The organism is Staphylococcus americanisciuri (genome assembly GCF_024814435.1).
Lineage (GTDB): Bacteria > Bacillota > Bacilli > Staphylococcales > Staphylococcaceae > Staphylococcus > Staphylococcus americanisciuri.
In genome coordinates, this window is the sequence record NZ_JANUXY010000002.1 from 66450 (window position 1) to 84011 (window position 17562).

Here is a 17562-nt window from a genome sequence, read left to right on the forward strand (position 1 = left end):
CGTAGTCCCCCTCCCTAAGTAACCTTATATTTTCACTAAAAATTTGCTAATATGTTTGGTAACATACTGTAAGAATACACGATGTCATGATGAATGAAATCATCCAACACAAAAATTTTGGTCAACCAGATAGGAGGTGCTTGATGAACAAAAACAAACCAAAATACCAACAAATTATTGATGACATCATAAACGATATAAATCATGGCAAGCTAGAGGGTGGGATGAAGTTACCTTCTCAAAGAGCTTTAGCCCACAAGTATCAAGTAAATCGTACAACCATTGTTACTGTTATGGATATTCTAAAAAGTCATGGTATTGTGGAAAGCAAAGAAAGAAGTGGCATCTATATTTCTCATCAAGGCTGGAATCAATATATCCACCATAACTTAAGCTGGCAAGATTATATTGGTAATAGTCCCACACCTAATAATCAATTTTATATTAGAGAAATTAATCGCTGTGAATTCCTCGATGATATGGTAAGACTTGGTACTGGGGAACTTTCACCTAAACTCATCCCGAATGCCACTTTCAAACAAATCATGCAGGACGAGCAATGCCAACAGTTATCATCAAATTACGAGGCACCTCAAGGTAGTTTGGCATTGCGAGAACAGATTAGGCAGTTAGTCGCACGTAGAGGTATTTCATGTGACGTAGATGAAATTTGTGTTACCTCTGGTGCACTGCAAGGACTCAAGCTCATTGCCGACGGTTTACTCATACCAGAGTCAACCATTATTGTCGAAACACCTTCGTATATCAACTCTGTGCGTACATGGCATAAAATTCATTCCAAGATGGTTTCGTTACCAATCTCATACATCAAAAACAATATACATGCAATTTTTAAGGAAGACACTGATTACAGCAATAGCATCTTTTACTGCAACCCGACACTTCACAATCCAACTGCTAATAGTTATTCACTCACCGAAAAAGAACATATATTGGCTCAGTGTAAAAAGAAAGGCATTCCGGTTGTGGAAGATGATATTTATAGCGAGCTTTGGTTTGACGGGATAGCCCCCCCACCACTCAAATCGCTCGATACAAGTCATCATGTATTGTACTTGGGAAGCCTATCAAAAACGGTCAGCCCTGGATTACGCATTGGTTGGATTATCGGCAACAAACGCGTGATACAACATCTCGCCGACTTAAAAATGCAAAATGATTACGGTGCGAGTTCGATTTCACAATATATCGCAACGCAATGGCTTGCTGAATATCATGAAGACCATATAACAATCATTAAAAAGCAACTGCTCACACGTAAACAATTAATGGTAGCCGCACTCAAAAAGTATTTCTCTGATATCGGGAGTTGGCATGAGATACCAGGTAGTTTTTATATTTGGTTTCAATTACACGTACCAATCGATATGAAAAAGCTATTTCAATTAGCAATTAACGCCCAGTTATTAATCCATCCAGGGGAAATTTATTCAGAAAAAGCCAAGCGTTATCTGCGCTTTTCATATTCATACATCGACACTGACAAAATAGATGGCAGCCTCTGTATGCTCAGACAACTCATCGACCACGAAAAATTAATAAAATAACGAACACCCCAAAGTAAGCTGTCTAATCAAACCTTTGGGGTGTTTCTATTATTCAATAATCATATTGTCGATTAATCGCGCTTTGGAAAACTTAACAGCTAGCGATATGAATACACATCCTTCAATCTTTGTACATGGTTCTAACGCTGGATAGCTATACACCGCTACTTCCTCTATGTTTCCAGAAGTATGTGCTTCTAAATAATTACGCACCCATGCAACAAGCTTTTCACTCTCACGCTCACCCTCATCATAGTGCTTCTTCGCCAACAACAAACTTTGATAAAGATGTACCGCTTCTTGTCGTTCTACTTCTGTTAAATAGACATTACGAGAGCTTTTCGCAAGTCCATCCGCTTCACGTACAATGTCCACACCGATAATTTTTACGCCATGATTGAAGTCCATTACCATTTTCTCAATAATCGCTAACTGCTGGGCGTCTTTTTTACCAAAATATGCAAAGTCAGGTTGAATAATATTGAACAGCTTATTCACAACCGTTACGACACCATCAAAGTGCCCTGGTCTTTGAGCGCCTTCTAAGACTTCCGCGAGACGTCCAACCGTCAACGTCACCCCTAACTTATCAGGATACATCTCCTCAACACTTGGATAGAACACATAATCCACACCAATCGCTTCAACAGCTGCCACATCTTGGTCAATTTGTCTCGGATATGCATCAAAGTCTTCATTCGGTCCAAATTGTAAAGGATTCACAAAAATACTCACAACCGTTATATCATTGTTTTTAACAGAACGGCGCATCATTGTTAAATGACCATCATGCAATGCACCCATTGTAGGAATAAAACCGATACGTCCCCCTTGTCGCTTACATGCTTTCATCATTGCTTGCATCTGTTTCACTTCTGTAATGACTTGTGTCATGATTACTTCTCCACCTCATTCATAATTTGTTTTTGATACGTGTATTGTTCAGATGGAAAGTCATTACTTTTCACTTCATCATCATAGTGCTTAAGTGCTGCCACACCTACAGAAAAATCACCGTATTGTTTTACAAACTTTGCTGTGCGTTCGACGCCATAATTTAACATATCGTGATATACCAGCACTTGACCATCCGTACCCTTACCTGCACCAATACCGATGACAGGAATGTCTAATTTTTCGCTAATATGTTGTGCAAGATCGCTTGGTACCGCTTCAAGTACTAATGCGACTGCACCCGCTTGTGCAACTGCTTTTGCCTCTTCAATCAAGCATTCAGCACCTTCTTTTGTTGCCCCTTGCATGCGATAACCCATCACCCCGATACTTTGTGGTGTTAATCCTAAATGTGCTACAACCGGTATGCCTAAATATGTTGCTTGTTGAATAAAGGATGTCAAATGACCACCCTCAACTTTAACCGCATTCGCACCACTTTGTTGATAAAGTATTTTTGCATTTTGAAGATCTGTCGTTAAATCAATCCCCACCGTTCCAAATGGCATATCAACAACAACAAATGTATCTGGTGCACCACGTCGAACTGCCTTACTATGATGCAACATATCATCGAGTGTCACATCAACTGTACTATCATAACCTAACACAGTCATTCCTAATGAATCCCCAACTAAAATCATATCAATCCCTGCCGCTTCGACTTGTTTCGCACTTGGGTAATCATACGCAGTCACCATGGAAATTTTGTCTCCTGCTTGTTTCATCTGATGTAAATCACTTAACTTTTTCAATTATTACACCCCTTATTGATTAATAATTTCATCGTAAAATAAGCGCTTACTAAATTCAATTTACTTTGATTTTATCCTAAACACCAGCTATAGTGAATGTAAAAGCGCTTGAAGGAGGTTGGTATTGATATGTCTCACATTGCTGTCATTGGGGCGGGTGCTGTTGGGACTGCCATCGCAATGATGTTACGACCCACATACGCTGTTACATTGCTTGGACGTCAAGATGATACACGTATTTATGATGATTGGGAAACACACGCGCAAACAATCATTGAAGTACAATCACTCGCAACGTGCCAAGATACTTTCGACATGATTTTTATTGCCGTCAAAACACATCAATTAGCAACTGTGGTACCGCACTTATCACGTCTGACACATTCAAATACACTCATCATCTTAGCTCAAAATGGCTATGGACAGCTTGATTTGTTAGCAGACTACCAAGCCTATCAAGGCGTCGTGTATATTAGTGGTGAAAAGAAAGGGAAACACGTCACGCATTTTCGTGATCGACGCATTCATATTCAACGTGATAAACATACCGAACAACTTGTAACGCAGCTGGCGAATACCGACTTAGAAGTTATATTAGAGAATGATATTGCGCAAACAATTTGGTACAAGCTGCTGGTCAACCTTGGTATTAACACTGTGACCACACTTACACAAGATACTGCTCGTGTGCTTAAACGCCCTGACATCTATAATTTATGTCGACAACTCTTAACTGAAGGTTCGGAAGTTGCCAGAGCCTGTGGTATCACATTACCCGCTACAATCGTTACAGATATTATGCAAATTTATGCTGGCTATCCAGACGAGATGGGCACGAGTATGTATTACGATGTCAAAAATCAGCAACCGCTTGAAGTCGATGCGATACAAGGGTATGTTTATCGCCAATCTCAACAATGTCATCTCGACACACCTACACTTGACCAATGTTATCATGACTTAAAAGCGCTTGATCCAACAATATAGCCAAGAGTGACAGACATCTCATTTTTCTAAAAATCTCACTGTCACATAATCAAAACTCAAAGAACAGCGCTTAGGCTTCATAATACACAAATAGCTTTTAACATCTTATCTAATTGCGTAATTTTATCGAGAATATTGCTTCTTTAACAGTCATATAAGAGTAAAAACAGCGCACAATCACAATGAACTGCGCGCTAAATGAAGACAGCTATTTTATCTCAGCCATAACTACACTATAAAAAACTTAGTAAATATATGTATTTAATTTTTTAACAATCTTCAATAAGTAAGTTAGAAAAAGATACTATTTCTTTTTTCAAGCTTGCTTATTTGATTTTGCATACATATTCCTTCAGCCAATCTAGTAGTATTTGACTTAAAACTAATGCTATTATAAAAGCCCTTGCATTAATCTTTCATGACCTCCCTACATATTTAGTGTACCAGAATGATACACATGCACTCATTACATATGAAATCGATGCTATGACATATGCTGAATTTACATTTACAGTGTCTACAATGTATGAAATAAACAAAGTACCTAAACAAAAACTCATTGAATATATCATATTATTTAAGGTGTAAACTTTTATTATTGATTTTTCTTCTAAATTCAGCTGGACAATTGAGTGTGCAGTGATTGTTTTTATTTGATCTACCAAGCCATAGAACAATGAAATAAAAAATATACAGAATATCCAGGTACTAAAGCCAAACATAACATTTAACAAAGCACAAATTATAGAACCCAATATTAAAATGTTTCTAGCTTTTTTCAGGATCCATTCATTATATTTAGAAGTAATAATACCCCCGCCAATAATACCTATAAAATAGAATGAATTGACCAATCCAAAAATATAGTCTTCACTTTTTAGAACTATTTTGACAAATACAAGCAATATAGCTGATATCCACGCGCTATGTGCAAATGATTCAACCATTGTAACCATATTGATATATCTACTGCTGATATTCCCCCTATTAAAGCGAATCATATCGACAAATTCTTCTAGAATATTAAAATTATTGTTTGTTGGCCTTTTATCAATATCTATTTTTGAAATAAAGTACACAGATACTATATAAGTTAAAATTGTTATTAGTATTACATTATAATGTCCGACTAAAGATAATAAAGCACCTCCTATAGCCCAAGATATAACTTGTACGGTATTAGCCATAACATTCATTTTTGAATTCGCAATCATAATATTTTGAACATCCTCTATGATAGGGATTAATGAATTTTTAACTGGATTTATTAGACCATCTAAAAAGGAATTAGCACAGATAAAAGCAAACAAAATTGCAATATTAATATTAGCGTAAACACACACAGTAATAAGAATCATGGCAATTGTTTTAGTAACTTGTGCAATACGTAAAGTATTCAATTCACTATACTTTGAGTATACATAACTTGATACAAAACCACTGAGAAATAAAAATATAGTCACACATATCGGTATTAACGCTGAATACCTTGCTTCACCTGTAACTTTATATACATAAGCAATTAACGCTACGATATATAAAGTATCGCCAATGTTAGAAAATAATTGACTATAGTATAAGCTTTTAAAATTATTTGTTAACCTCTCCATAAAATTCACCCTTGACTTTTTTATTCTTAAACTATATATCGGCATTGTATTCTAAATTATCTGAATACACAATAAATTTTTTAAAGGGAAATGAGTATTATGTCAGCAAAGAAAGTTAATAATATTAAGCGTTATAAAAAAGACTATCTAGAAGATACAGCAAAAATCTCTCTAGTAGTTATGCCTTTGAAAATGCAAATTCATTTGTAAAAATAGCTATATCCAACGTATTAAAAATAAAACAGTATCCCGATTGTTCCTACCATGCCTCTGGGGTTTTAATTGGGCTAATGCATTTATACTATTTATTTAATGACATCAAAATTCTCATCTTTATTTAAATGAGATAAAAGTTACAATCAGTGAAATAAACGACAGGACTGAATATTTAGGAGAACAGGGAATATATACATTAAAGAACCTTAATCTATTCATAAATAACCCAAATTTTGAAGAGATAACTAAGTCTTTATATAAAGTTTCCTAAATATCTTACACACAGATGGAAGCTTTTTAAGATTAAGGAGTAGGGGGATAGTTAATTTGTGTGCCAAGAAATCAATAAACAGCACACCCCCTCTACTCCTATTTACTCATATATCGTTTGCCAGTTGTACTCGTTATAAACACGTATACCATGTTGTTGTAATAAAGCTGTCGTCACACCGACACCTTGTATTTGAGTCCCATTGAATTGACCGTTATATATTTTTGCACTCCCACATGACGGACTGCCATCTTTTAAAATAACTGTATCAATGTTGTATTGCTGCAAAATATGTAAAGCTTCTTGTGCGCCTTGCTTGAACGCTTGTGTTACATCTGTACCTAATTGCGTCTGCACTTCATTTTGTCCACTCCACACAGACATGCCATCACCCTTTATCAGTTCCGAGGGTTCGCGTGGGACAGACAATCCCCCCAGCACTTCCGGACAAATCGCAATTGCTTCACCCCGATCAATCAACCGCTTTAACGCAGCTTGTTGCTTATGCCCACCATCATAGCGAACGGCTTGCCCTATCAAACATGCACTAATACCAATCATGTCATCACTTCCATTTCAGTCATCATCCTATGACGCTAGCATACCTTAGACACAACAAAAAAAGCCACCTAAATCACAGGTGACTAGCTACTAATGCTGTTTCTTAAAGTTAAATGGGGCAATCGGATTAAAAGTCCAAGTCATTAACAAACCTACAAGTAAAGACATCATTGCGATTTGTAACCACTCCATATCACTTGCCACAAATCCAGCGATTGAAAAGCCTACAAAGCTTAGTAGTGATGTCACGATAAACGTCACTAACATCTTCATCATATATTCCTCCTACTACAAAATGAAAACGCCTCTCTTTTTTTGGGCGTTTGCACGTCAAATCATATTACGTATTCATCTCTTTTTATTGCACGCACATTAATGTGACGATACAGTTCAGTCATTTAGTCCACGGCTTACTGTAACACAACTTGCATACTTTTTGAAGTAGTCTGTTTCAATAAGGTATCAATTTAAACTAATACTGCGAGCCTCGACTTTTCAAATCACCCAATAAAACCACAGTAAAATAGATGAAAATGGCATGTAATATGACTGGCGTTTTACTAACCATTCAGGACAAAATATATGATGTAATGCTTTACAACAATCAAAATGACCGAACTTCATGGTAAGGAAAAATGTCATACGTTTAATACGGTTTGACAACGTAACCATCATCTTGCAAGCTGAAAATAACGAGAAAAGCTAGAACGTCACAATAGATGCTCTAGCTTTTTAGTAGACATTTTATTATTGTCATTCATTATCTAACCAAGCAACGACTTCATTAAATGATCACAAAAAATCTTTGTAACGCATTAAATCCTCTTCCTTACCATGCAAGATTGAAGATATTGTTTATCAGCTTTTCAGCGTTATTTCTTATTTTTATCACTTCATAACCTTTCATGCGCATAATGTTTTCTCAAAATAATATTTAAATTATATTTCTTCAACCAACGAAATACCTAATAACGCCATAGCCACTTCAATCTTATCGGCAACTAAATGAAGTAAGGTTACTTTTGATTGTTCATTGGTGCTATTAAGTATACGTGTGACACCATAATAATTATTGAACAACCGACAAAGTTGTAACACATACCTACATATCGAAGACGGCGTATAATGAGTTGCCGCAACCTCCAAAACTTCTTCATACGCTTTTAAATGATTCAAAATCGACCACATCGTCTCATCGAATTGAAATGCTCCCGTCATTCCGTGCACACTTTTTCTTAAAATTGATTGAATTCTTGCATATGTGTACATCACGTATAATGCCGTATCCCCTTCAAATGACAACATTTCATTAATATTCAAGTCATAGCTATTCGTCCGATCATGCTTCAAATCTTGAAACTTTACAGACGCAATCGCAATTTGTTTGGCAGTGGCCTGTTTGTCCTCGATGTTTGAATTTTTCTCAGTTAATGTTTCATACACCGCCGCCTCTACTTCTGCCAACATATCTTCAAGCAATACCACCTTACCTTGGCGCGTTGACATCTTTTTACCATCCTTCAAAATCAATCCAAATGGAATATGTTCGATACTTAGATTAAGTTGTAATAATTGTGATAATTGACGTAATTGCTGGAAATGTACCGTTTGCTCTTGCCCAACAACATAAAATATACGCGTTGGCTGATATGTTTTTTGACGATACAACACAGCCGCTAAATCTCTAGTCATGTACAACGATGCGCCATCACGCTTTTTAATTAAAGCAGGTGGCAAATCTTTCATCTCTACAATCGTTGCACCTTCATCTTGCTTGATAAGTTTTTTATCAGCCAACAGCTTCACCGTGTTATCAAGCTTATCATTATAAAAAGACTCTCCTTGAATCGCATCGAATTGAATACCCAATTGCTCATACAAATGATTAAACGCCTCCAAAGAAACATCACGGAACCATTGCCATAATGCGAGATACTCTGAATCGCCATTTTCAAGCGCTTTAAATGCTTCTCTCGCTTCATCTTCTAATGTTGGCTCCGTTTCACTCACTTCATGAAACTTAGTATATAAATGGAACAACTCAATAATTGGATTTTTCTCAACAGTTTGGGCATCCCCCCATTTTTGATAGGCAACAATTAACTTACCAAACTGTGTTCCCCAGTCACCTAAATGATTAATTCTCACTACTTCTGCACCATTTGCTTCAAATATCCTTGCAAGACTATCCCCTACAACCGTTGCTCTTAAATGTCCCATCGAAAACGGCTTAGCAATATTCGGACTAGAATAATCAATCACAAACGTTTCGTCCTTTAATAATTGTGTACTGTTGGCATCTCCTTGTAATAAATATTCCACGATTTGTTGCCCGCTTTTATCCTTGTCCAAAAAGAAGTTCAAAAAGCCATTTACTACTTCCACATGTGACACATATGGATGTGTGAAGTCTCCTTTAAGGTTCTCCGCAATCACTTGTGGCGGTTGCTTGTATATTTTAGCAAGCCGAAACGTCGGAAACGCATAATCTCCATGATTCGCATTGGCTGGTCGCTCAATCAAATTGTATACCTCGTCATAACGCATCTGTTCTTGTAATATCGTTGTTAATTCTTCTGCAATTGCTGCTTTAAACATATAATTAATACACCCTCTTTTTAAATTTTCTAAATATTGCGTTTACCAATTTTACCATAATAAACAAAAAGAGGGCACATGCCCCCTGATTTTATCCATTAAAATATGCTTTCCTCAATTGTGATTTAACTTCTGGTTCGACAAACGCATATTTTAATGCTTTCTTATTAATGATTGGTATATCATCAAGTGTTAACAGCTGATTGTCTAGCAACAACAAATACTCTTGAACCAAATTCGTTTGCGTAACCCCTCTATTGTCTGTGTTGATTAAAAATGGGACGTCTAACTTTTTCAATAATGGAATATCGATTTCAGCAATGTGTTGGACTGCTTTCGTTTGAAGGTTACTACAAGGACAAATTTCCAATAACACTTCTTCGTTTTTGAGCGTTTCTAATAACCGCATATCTTTCAAAGCAGATACACCATGTCCAATACGTTGCGCACCTAACTTAATCGCATCGTATACATTTTTATTACAGCCACATTCTCCAGCGTGTAGGGTTAAGTTCAGCTGATGTGCTTTCGCATACGCAATACATTCCGCAAATGTGGACATCGCCTCATCTTCCTCTCCACCTGCTAAATCAACACCGACGATATATTTTTGTAATGACGGATGTGTATGAATATGTTGAAAAACTTCTATATTTTCCTCATTGCTATGATGTTTCATTCCGCAAACTAACAAACGCACAACAACTGGATATGTAGCTTCAGCTTGCATTGCACCTTGCACTGTCGCATTCATAACTTCTAACATCGACAAGCCCTTGTCCAAATGCAGCTTCGGCGCAAAGCGTAATTCGATATACTTAACCCCATCATGATGGACTTGGGAAACAACGTCTATTACACTATCTATCAAACTTTTCTCCGTCTGCATGACTTTGAGTATTTCATCAAAGCTCTCTAAATACTCGTCCAAACTTTGGCATTGGGTATCTACCGACGTCTTCTCTATATCAATACTTATATTTTGTGCTTTGGCTTGTGCACGTAAATAAGACCGACTCACCGATCCATCTAAGTGACAATGTAACTCTATTTTAGGTATCTCTCTGACTGTGTGTTTCATATGTATTCCTTTCAAAATAATAAAAAGTTTGTCTCATCACAAAATTTATTGTTATAAGAATACCACAGTTCCAAAAAGACTCAAACTACTAATTATCAGCGTATATTCGAAATTCCCCTTTTAGACGCCATCAGATATAAAAAAGCCAGAATTCCCCTTGATTATTAGAGAATTCTAGCCTTTGATGATTATTTTACTTATTCTTAAAATTTCTTTCTAGTTACTAATATGATGGTACCCACCATTGCTAAAAGTAAGCCAATGACTAGTGATGCATTTTTCGATATGCGCCCTGGTTGCGTTAATGGCTGTGTGTCTGACTTACTTGCTTTTGACATATTGTTAGACACTGAACGCTGACTAGAACGACTGGCTTTCGCTTGCATCATTGTTTCATATTCGACATTGATACGGTCGTCATAGATTTTACATGCACATCTGTAACAGCTGTTGTCGTTATCAACTCACTTGGCTTTTGTAACATCACTTTCTTTGATACATTTGGTGATGTCTCCGTATCAACGGCCACTTCTCTATCTGTCGTTTGTTGCGCCATATTTTGGTCTTTAGATGATGCATTTTATTTGGCATCACTTTATCATCTGGCTTCGTATGGTCTTGGTTTTCTGACAGTTTTACAACAACTTCAGTTTATTATGCTTCTTGATTTCCAGAAGGGTTCATATTGTTTTCTGATTACGTTGCTTCTTCGTCCCTTTCAGGCGGTGCTACACCCCCTTCATCTTGAGATTCTGTTTGGTTTGATTCAACTGGTGGCTCTTTCTCTAAGAAACTGTTAATCCATGCGTGTAACTCAGGTGTAATCAGCGTTCCTAACGTACCATAATCATTGCCACGCAAACCATATGTATGTACCGCAATAATTGCTTCTGTCTTATCTAAAAAGACCGGTTCACCTGATTGTCCTTCAGAATTATGCATAGAATATTCTATCGTGCCTTGATCTTGCACTTGAATTAACGTCCCATCCGCATACCATTGATTTTTAGTTTTCTCATTTTTCTCTATTGGATAACCTTGGCTGTATACCTTCTTACCTAGCATACTTTTATCAAATGGCTTAATCACATACGGCTTGATTAAATCACCTATCAACTACCCTTTTCATTGGGCTCAAGTTCAATAATCCCCATATCATACCTTCTATAAGAGATTTCTTAATACTTATCACGAACATGCATCGCTTTAATTTTAAATCTACCATACGATTCATTATCGCCATCTTTCAAGCTTTCTATTTCGCCGTCATAATTTGCATTATCTGTATATACGAAGGCTGTATTCGATTTTACCGCTTCTCCAGTTAACATCTTACGTGTATCCATTAAATCGCCGTCTCGATCATAATTCGGGTCTTTGGACGTATCATATGAAAAGTTTTCTTCGTCAGCTTCAAATGTTTGTGGTTGTGTTAAATATGTATTTGATGTTGCTTCTAAATGCGTTTCTCCTTCATTTCGTTCAGTAGCGGCTCCACCCATTTATCTGTTTGTAACGTCTCGGTCTTACTATTTTGAGTCTCAACTGCTGGAACAGATGATTCCGGTAATTCGCTCACCTGCCTGACTTGTGTCAGATACCACTAGTGTCGCATTAAAATGTTTATCCTTTAGTTATCTCAAAGAATTTTCTGTAAATTAATTTCAAGTACAAAAAAATTCCTTTATACTGGTTGGAGGTAGTAATACTTATCCAAATCCAATACAAAGGAAAACACATTATGGATACTTTTACTAGTAAATCATCATTTGGACAATGGCTTTCACCTATAAATTTTGAAAAAGTTAACCATTTCGTGAAAACGTCTGGTATAGACCGCTACACAAAGAAGTTAAATACGTGTTGTTTATTAAATTACTGTTGTTTTCACAGTTATAGGAATCTGAAAGTTTACGTGCAATGAGTGACAGTTTGTTTTCTGAAGAACTCCAGACAGCACTTAGTCTTTCATCTATTAGTTTTTCACAACTAGACAGAAAATTATCAAAGGTACCACAGATGTATTCCAGCTCATTTTCAATGACTTAGTCAATCAGATACATCGATATCATAGCTATGAACATCAACGTAAGACCTTAACACCATTGACAATCATTAATTCTAGCACACACTCCCATTGAGTCTAAACAAACATCAATAGGCAGAATTTAGGTCTACAAAGTCGGGTGTCAAGCTACATATGAGACTGATGTATATGCCTGACGACAAAGACGTATATCTTGATCAAATTTATTTAACCAATGCTTGTGAAAGCGATCAAAACAATCTTGATGTATTGATAGATGACAAAACATGTACGCATGTTTTCGATCGTGGTTATGTGAATTATGAACATTTTGATCGTATGACATAAATCCACCTTTCTCTTTTTCTCCTGTAGTATAGCGCCATATTTAAATATAATCGATATATTTTTAGGCAAGCCTAATTTAATACCTTCGTTAAACTAATAATGATATGTTTTATCATCTTAAAAGTTAAAATTCTCGAAAATATAATTTTTACAATTAAAGTATTGCAATAGTCTGAAAATTTTGTTAAATTATAAATATCTTAATAGCAAAGGGGTAGTGATTTTATGAGTAAGAATTTAAAACGTTTTATTGATGATTTACAAGGAGATTGGGAACTTATCGGCGCTTTTTTTGATAACCCAGAAAGTGTTTTGGATCAATACGACCTATCAAGTTCTGAAAAAGCATCTATTTTATCAAGAAATCTTAATGATTTAAATGGCTTGGGAATTAATGAGCAATTAGCTGTAGGAGCACTGTCAGGAGCTCATAGTAAGAGATGTTCTTCAGGTTCTGTGTAAAATTCATCAAAATATAGTATCAATCCTATAAAACGTAGGATTGATACTTCTTTATAAAGTAGGTGTTTATTATCTTAATTCAAAAATGTATACAATGCTTTTCTTATTGTAAAAATACCGATTCTCTAATCACTATTAGTTATAACGGTTTGATTACTATCACTAGAAATTCCTCTTCAAAATTGCAGTTTTATTCAAAAAAATTAATTAACGATGTTTATTCTATTGGTCATAACTTTATAGTTATGGTCTCTAACGATGAAATTAATGTATTTCAAATTAACAACAAAAAAAATTACACGGTAGAAATCAGTAGTGGATGTTTATTTATAGATACTCTACTTATAGAGGAGGATTTATATATAATAGAATACAATACTCATAAAAAAGTGTACTATATAAACGATTTATACAAAAAGATATTTGAGTATGATTCTTTAAGCAATTCAATTAATGTAAATACTTATATTAGTTGTGAAGCAATCAACTCAATTATAACTACAATAAAACATAATACGAAAAAAAAAGATACCGATTCATTTGTACTGGTTGAAAATTACGGAAGCTACACTAAATTGTGTATTAAAAAAAATAATAGAATTCTTCATGTTTTTAATTTCAAAAATATGAAAATACATAAAGCTGTGGCTTTTGATGACAACTATATATATGTTCACCTCAGTACGCCCTATCATCAACCATCACTGCATTTTTTTAATATATCTGATTTTGAGAAAAATATAAATGCTCTGTTAAATAGTAATAAATACTACACAGTTCAACACGTCACAGATGAAGAAACACAACTAAAATACTTGGAATATTCACCAAACAACCCTGGAGAGAATATTGCTGTCTTTTTACATGGAGGTCCTTATTTCCACTTCGACTTTTCATATTGTCTTTTATCAAATAAACTACTGAAACAAAACTTTAGAGTTTTTAAACTAAACACTTATGGAAGTACAGGATACCAACATCATTATAAAGAAAGAATTTATAAACAAGCTGGTATTGTTGACTACAACCAAATTATTAGTTTTCTAAAGTATTTAAACAACATTTATCCTGGTAGTTCTATCTTTTTGATCGGGAATAGTTATGGTGCATATCTATGCTCTTTGATTGGATTTTACAAAGATATCAATTTAAAAAAAATCTTATGTATTTCTCCATTTACAGATATTAAGTACCAATTACTTTTTTCTAATTCTATTAAGTTAATGAGAGAATTATTCTCTAATAAGTATATTGACAATGTAAATCCTCAATTTTTAATAAAAAATAACAAATTACAACATTCTTTAACTATAATACATGGTTTTAAAGATCAAAACTGTCCTTTGCAACAGATATACAATTTCAAAAATAATCTTAAATTGATAAAGGGGGCAAAGTTTAAACTAATAACATATTTCAACTATGAACATTATCCCAAAAACATTAGTATGCTTTTTGATTTAAACAATAAAATACTGGAGGAAATTTTAAATGAATAAAAGCCATTTATTCAAACGTAAAATAAGCAAAAATTTAGAAAGAGAGCTATATCAGTTTATAAATGTTTACAAAAATAATGAACTATCTACGCCTGAGAAATGGAAAGTATTTTATAAGTTTGTTAATTCATCTTTTCTAGAAAAACAATCAAGACGATACTGCATTTCCCAACTAGCTCTAATATTTCAAGAATCAGGTATACAACCTAGCCCTTTTATAAAAGTATATGCTCACGGACTATATATATTAGCTTTATATAATGATTTTGAAATTTACAATGAAGGATTTAATATCTAAAAAAATAACTCAACTTTGAATTTTATTATATTTTAAAGAAATGGGGTGGTTATTATATACAAGAACAAAAAAACGTTACAAAAGAGTTATAATAGTATTTTAAAAAGAAACAGTGTGGATATAGAACAAAATAACCATTGGTCTTACTGTTCATTTTTTGATCAGAAAAAAATGAAAAATCATGGTTTTAAAATCCATATATCTGGTAGCATAAATAATGCACACATTTTATTAAATATATCCTTGCCTTATTTAGTAAAAAGCAAATTGAATTTTAAAGTTGTCAGTTCTTTAAATAAGCTTGAATTACAAAACAGCGGAATCTATGGTCAAAGTCAAATCGGTAAGTTAATAACTATATATCCAGAAGATAATAAAATATTAAATAAAACATTGTTTGATCTTCATTTAATTACGAAAGGTTATAATAGCCCTCTTATCCCTTCAGACTTCCAATATAGAAATAGTGGTGTCGTATATTATAGATATGGTTTATTCATAAGTAATGAATCTAATACTATTCAACTATCAAATGGGAAGCTTTTTAAAGATACTCGAGAAAGAATTGTCCCACCTGATTTTCAAAGTTTGATTTTTGATTATCAAGTGCCTAGATACTCTATATTACCCAAACACTTAATAATACTTGAAGTATTAAGTGTAAGAGGAAAAGGCTCTACATATAAAGTCTTCGACTTAAAAGATAAAAAAATAAAAATTATGAAAGAAGGTAAACCTTTAGGCGAAATTGAAGACAGCGGTATTGATGGTACTGACCGAGTTATCTGGGAAGCTTTTATACTAAGCAAATTAAATTGTTTAACACATGTACCATCACTCCATGATTATTTTTATATAGGTAACCATTTTTATATCATAGAAGACTTTATAGAAGGATCCACCCTGGAAAATTATTGTCTACAATCAGATTTTAACAGACTTGAAATTCTATCAATAATGATTCAAATAACAGAAAAAGTTAACTCCATCCACAAGATGGGTTTCATAATAAATGATTTATCTATGGGAAATATAATAATAGACCTTTCACAAAACATCCATATAATAGATTTAGAGTTTTCTTTTAGTCAAGATATCGAATGTCCTCCTTTTATGAATGTTGGAACTCCTGGTTTTTTTAATGAAAATCGAAAATCAACATATATTAAGGATGACATCTATAGCCTTGTTTGTATTTATTATTATTTACTACTGCCGAGCGAGTATTCGAAATTAACTGAAAGTATAGAGGATTTACAAAAAAATCAAATCTATAGTAACAAGAACTTAGGATTATTAAAAAATGATGACAAGGAAATTATTAATAAGGGACTAAATGGAGAAATCCAAGATATTAATTCCTTATTATTATACTTCAAGGAGTTGTATGCAATATGAAATCTTCCTCAATCATCTCTATTCAAAATGTGACACAGCTATATGACAACAACAAAGGAATTAGAGACATTACATTTGATATCCAAAAAGGGGACTTTATTGCCTTAGTCGGCTCTAATGGTTCAGGCAAATCAACATTGATTAACAGTATATCTGGTGTGCAATCTTTTCAATCTGGCAGTATCGCAATAAATGATGATTATATTCCAGAGAAACATCCTTATAGCCTTTTAGGTTTTAGTCCCCAACAACAAGTCGTGGATTGGTATTTAACCGTACTAGACAACGTTATGTTAGGGACATTATTAGCCGGTCATCACAATAAAGAAGCGATGTCACTGGCAACTGAAGCACTGAAAATCGTAAATTTAGAAGATAAACATCATATGAGCGTCGATCAATTATCTGGTGGTCAACAACAACGTGTACAAATTGCACGTGCTATTGCCCATCGTCCAGCATTTTATCTTTTAGATGAACCAACTACGGGACTCGATACAGAGTCAGCAGAACAGTTTTTGCGTTATCTGAGCGAATCCGTAAGTAACCGTAACGCTGCTGCGCTAGTATCATCACATGACCTTAATTTATTAGAAAAATACTGTAACAAAGTATTATACATTGATAACGGCAAGGTAAAATATCATGGGAACATGGCAGATTTTATCGAAAATAACAATAAAACTACCAACTATACAGTTGTCTATGCCGAACCAATTAATATTAGTAATATCGAGAGTGTCATGGCACAACACGTCAATGAATATAGCGTCTTAAATACGCATACCGTCTCATTCAACATAAGTCACGCACAAACCGTTTCTGATGTCATTCAAGCATGTGCCACATTAGGAAAAATCCAAAATTTTAGTGAAGAAAAGAAAACATTACGCGATTCATATTTATCGATCAAACAATAAGGGGAGATGT

Annotated in this window: 19 protein-coding genes; 8 read left to right on the forward strand and 11 right to left on the reverse strand. The window is 34.4% G+C overall.

Annotated elements, in window-relative coordinates:
• The first annotated feature begins 143 nt into the window (after nucleotides 1-143).
• Nucleotides 144-1568 carry an aminotransferase-like domain-containing protein gene (locus NXS11_RS02425; RefSeq protein WP_259198355.1) on the forward strand — a complete coding sequence of 475 codons (1425 nt, stop codon included), beginning with the start codon at nucleotides 144-146 and terminating at the stop codon, nucleotides 1566-1568.
• A gap of 48 nt (nucleotides 1569-1616) precedes the next feature.
• Here NXS11_RS02425 and panC read toward each other — a convergent pair whose 3' ends face one another.
• Together panC and panB are read right to left on the reverse strand one after the other, a co-directional pair.
• Nucleotides 1617-2462, reverse strand: coding sequence for a pantoate--beta-alanine ligase (gene panC / locus NXS11_RS02430; protein ID WP_259198359.1), 846 nt, complete (start codon nucleotides 2460-2462; stop codon nucleotides 1617-1619).
• Between the two features lie 2 nt (nucleotides 2463-2464).
• On the reverse strand, nucleotides 2465-3277 hold the full coding sequence (gene panB / locus NXS11_RS02435; protein WP_259198360.1) for a 3-methyl-2-oxobutanoate hydroxymethyltransferase: 813 nt from the start codon (nucleotides 3275-3277) through the stop codon (nucleotides 2465-2467).
• Nucleotides 3278-3406: 129 nt separating this feature from the next.
• Here panB and NXS11_RS02440 point away from each other — a divergent pair, with 129 nt between their 5' ends.
• Nucleotides 3407-4264, forward strand: a complete 858-nt coding sequence (locus NXS11_RS02440; protein WP_259198361.1) for an oxidoreductase — start codon at nucleotides 3407-3409, stop codon at nucleotides 4262-4264.
• A 416-nt stretch (nucleotides 4265-4680) separates the two neighbouring features.
• Here NXS11_RS02440 and NXS11_RS02445 read toward each other — a convergent pair whose 3' ends face one another.
• From NXS11_RS02445 to NXS11_RS02485, 9 genes are all read right to left on the reverse strand, one after another.
• Nucleotides 4681-5874, reverse strand: coding sequence for an MFS transporter (locus NXS11_RS02445; RefSeq protein ID WP_259198363.1), 1194 nt, complete (start codon nucleotides 5872-5874; stop codon nucleotides 4681-4683).
• Nucleotides 5875-6463: 589 nt separating this feature from the next.
• Complete coding sequence (locus tag NXS11_RS02450) at nucleotides 6464-6922, reverse strand: 2-thiouracil desulfurase family protein (protein ID WP_259198364.1); 459 nt, start codon at nucleotides 6920-6922, stop codon at nucleotides 6464-6466.
• Nucleotides 6923-7012: 90 nt separating this feature from the next.
• Entirely contained in the window at nucleotides 7013-7195 is a 183-nt protein-coding gene (locus tag NXS11_RS02455; RefSeq protein ID WP_259198366.1) for a hypothetical protein, read from the reverse strand.
• Between the two features lie 666 nt (nucleotides 7196-7861).
• Complete coding sequence (gene argS, locus NXS11_RS02460) at nucleotides 7862-9520, reverse strand: arginine--tRNA ligase (protein WP_259198367.1); 1659 nt, start codon at nucleotides 9518-9520, stop codon at nucleotides 7862-7864.
• Between the two features lie 91 nt (nucleotides 9521-9611).
• Entirely contained in the window at nucleotides 9612-10601 is a 990-nt protein-coding gene (gene add, locus NXS11_RS02465; RefSeq protein ID WP_259198368.1) for an adenosine deaminase, read from the reverse strand.
• Between the two features lie 203 nt (nucleotides 10602-10804).
• Nucleotides 10805-10990 carry a hypothetical protein gene (locus tag NXS11_RS02470; RefSeq protein ID WP_259198369.1) on the reverse strand — a complete coding sequence of 62 codons (186 nt, stop codon included), beginning with the start codon at nucleotides 10988-10990 and terminating at the stop codon, nucleotides 10805-10807.
• Nucleotides 10987-11157 (reverse strand): hypothetical protein, encoded by a 171-nt coding sequence (locus NXS11_RS02475; protein WP_259198370.1) that lies wholly within the window; start codon nucleotides 11155-11157, stop codon nucleotides 10987-10989. Before NXS11_RS02475 ends, NXS11_RS02470 begins: the two co-directional genes overlap by 4 nt.
• Nucleotides 11158-11297: 140 nt before the next feature.
• Nucleotides 11298-11717, reverse strand: a complete 420-nt coding sequence (locus tag NXS11_RS02480; protein WP_259198371.1) for a trypsin-like serine peptidase — start codon at nucleotides 11715-11717, stop codon at nucleotides 11298-11300.
• 62 nt (nucleotides 11718-11779) lie between these two features.
• Nucleotides 11780-12103 carry a hypothetical protein gene (locus NXS11_RS02485; protein ID WP_259198372.1) on the reverse strand — a complete coding sequence of 108 codons (324 nt, stop codon included), beginning with the start codon at nucleotides 12101-12103 and terminating at the stop codon, nucleotides 11780-11782.
• A 698-nt stretch (nucleotides 12104-12801) separates the two neighbouring features.
• Here NXS11_RS02485 and NXS11_RS02490 point away from each other — a divergent pair.
• The 6 genes from NXS11_RS02490 (at nucleotide 12802) to NXS11_RS02515 (ending at nucleotide 17552) form a co-directional block, all read left to right on the forward strand.
• The gene (locus tag NXS11_RS02490) at nucleotides 12802-12975 is read left to right on the forward strand and encodes a hypothetical protein (protein WP_259198374.1); all 174 of its coding nucleotides are present in this window, start codon (nucleotides 12802-12804) and stop codon (nucleotides 12973-12975) included.
• A gap of 225 nt (nucleotides 12976-13200) precedes the next feature.
• Nucleotides 13201-13437, forward strand: a complete 237-nt coding sequence (locus NXS11_RS02495; protein ID WP_259198376.1) for a hypothetical protein — start codon at nucleotides 13201-13203, stop codon at nucleotides 13435-13437.
• A gap of 149 nt (nucleotides 13438-13586) precedes the next feature.
• Nucleotides 13587-14936 carry an alpha/beta hydrolase family protein gene (locus NXS11_RS02500; RefSeq protein WP_259198377.1) on the forward strand — a complete coding sequence of 450 codons (1350 nt, stop codon included), beginning with the start codon at nucleotides 13587-13589 and terminating at the stop codon, nucleotides 14934-14936.
• On the forward strand, nucleotides 14929-15234 hold the full coding sequence (locus NXS11_RS02505; RefSeq protein ID WP_259198379.1) for a hypothetical protein: 306 nt from the start codon (nucleotides 14929-14931) through the stop codon (nucleotides 15232-15234). Before NXS11_RS02500 ends, NXS11_RS02505 begins: the two co-directional genes overlap by 8 nt.
• 114 nt (nucleotides 15235-15348) lie before the next feature.
• Complete coding sequence (locus NXS11_RS02510; RefSeq protein ID WP_259198380.1) at nucleotides 15349-16632, forward strand: class III lanthionine synthetase LanKC N-terminal domain-containing protein; 1284 nt, start codon at nucleotides 15349-15351, stop codon at nucleotides 16630-16632.
• A complete protein-coding gene (locus NXS11_RS02515) occupies nucleotides 16629-17552 on the forward strand; it encodes a metal ABC transporter ATP-binding protein (RefSeq protein WP_259198381.1) in 924 nt (307 codons plus the stop codon). Before NXS11_RS02510 ends, NXS11_RS02515 begins: the two co-directional genes overlap by 4 nt.
• The last annotated feature ends 10 nt before the right edge of the window (nucleotides 17553-17562 follow it).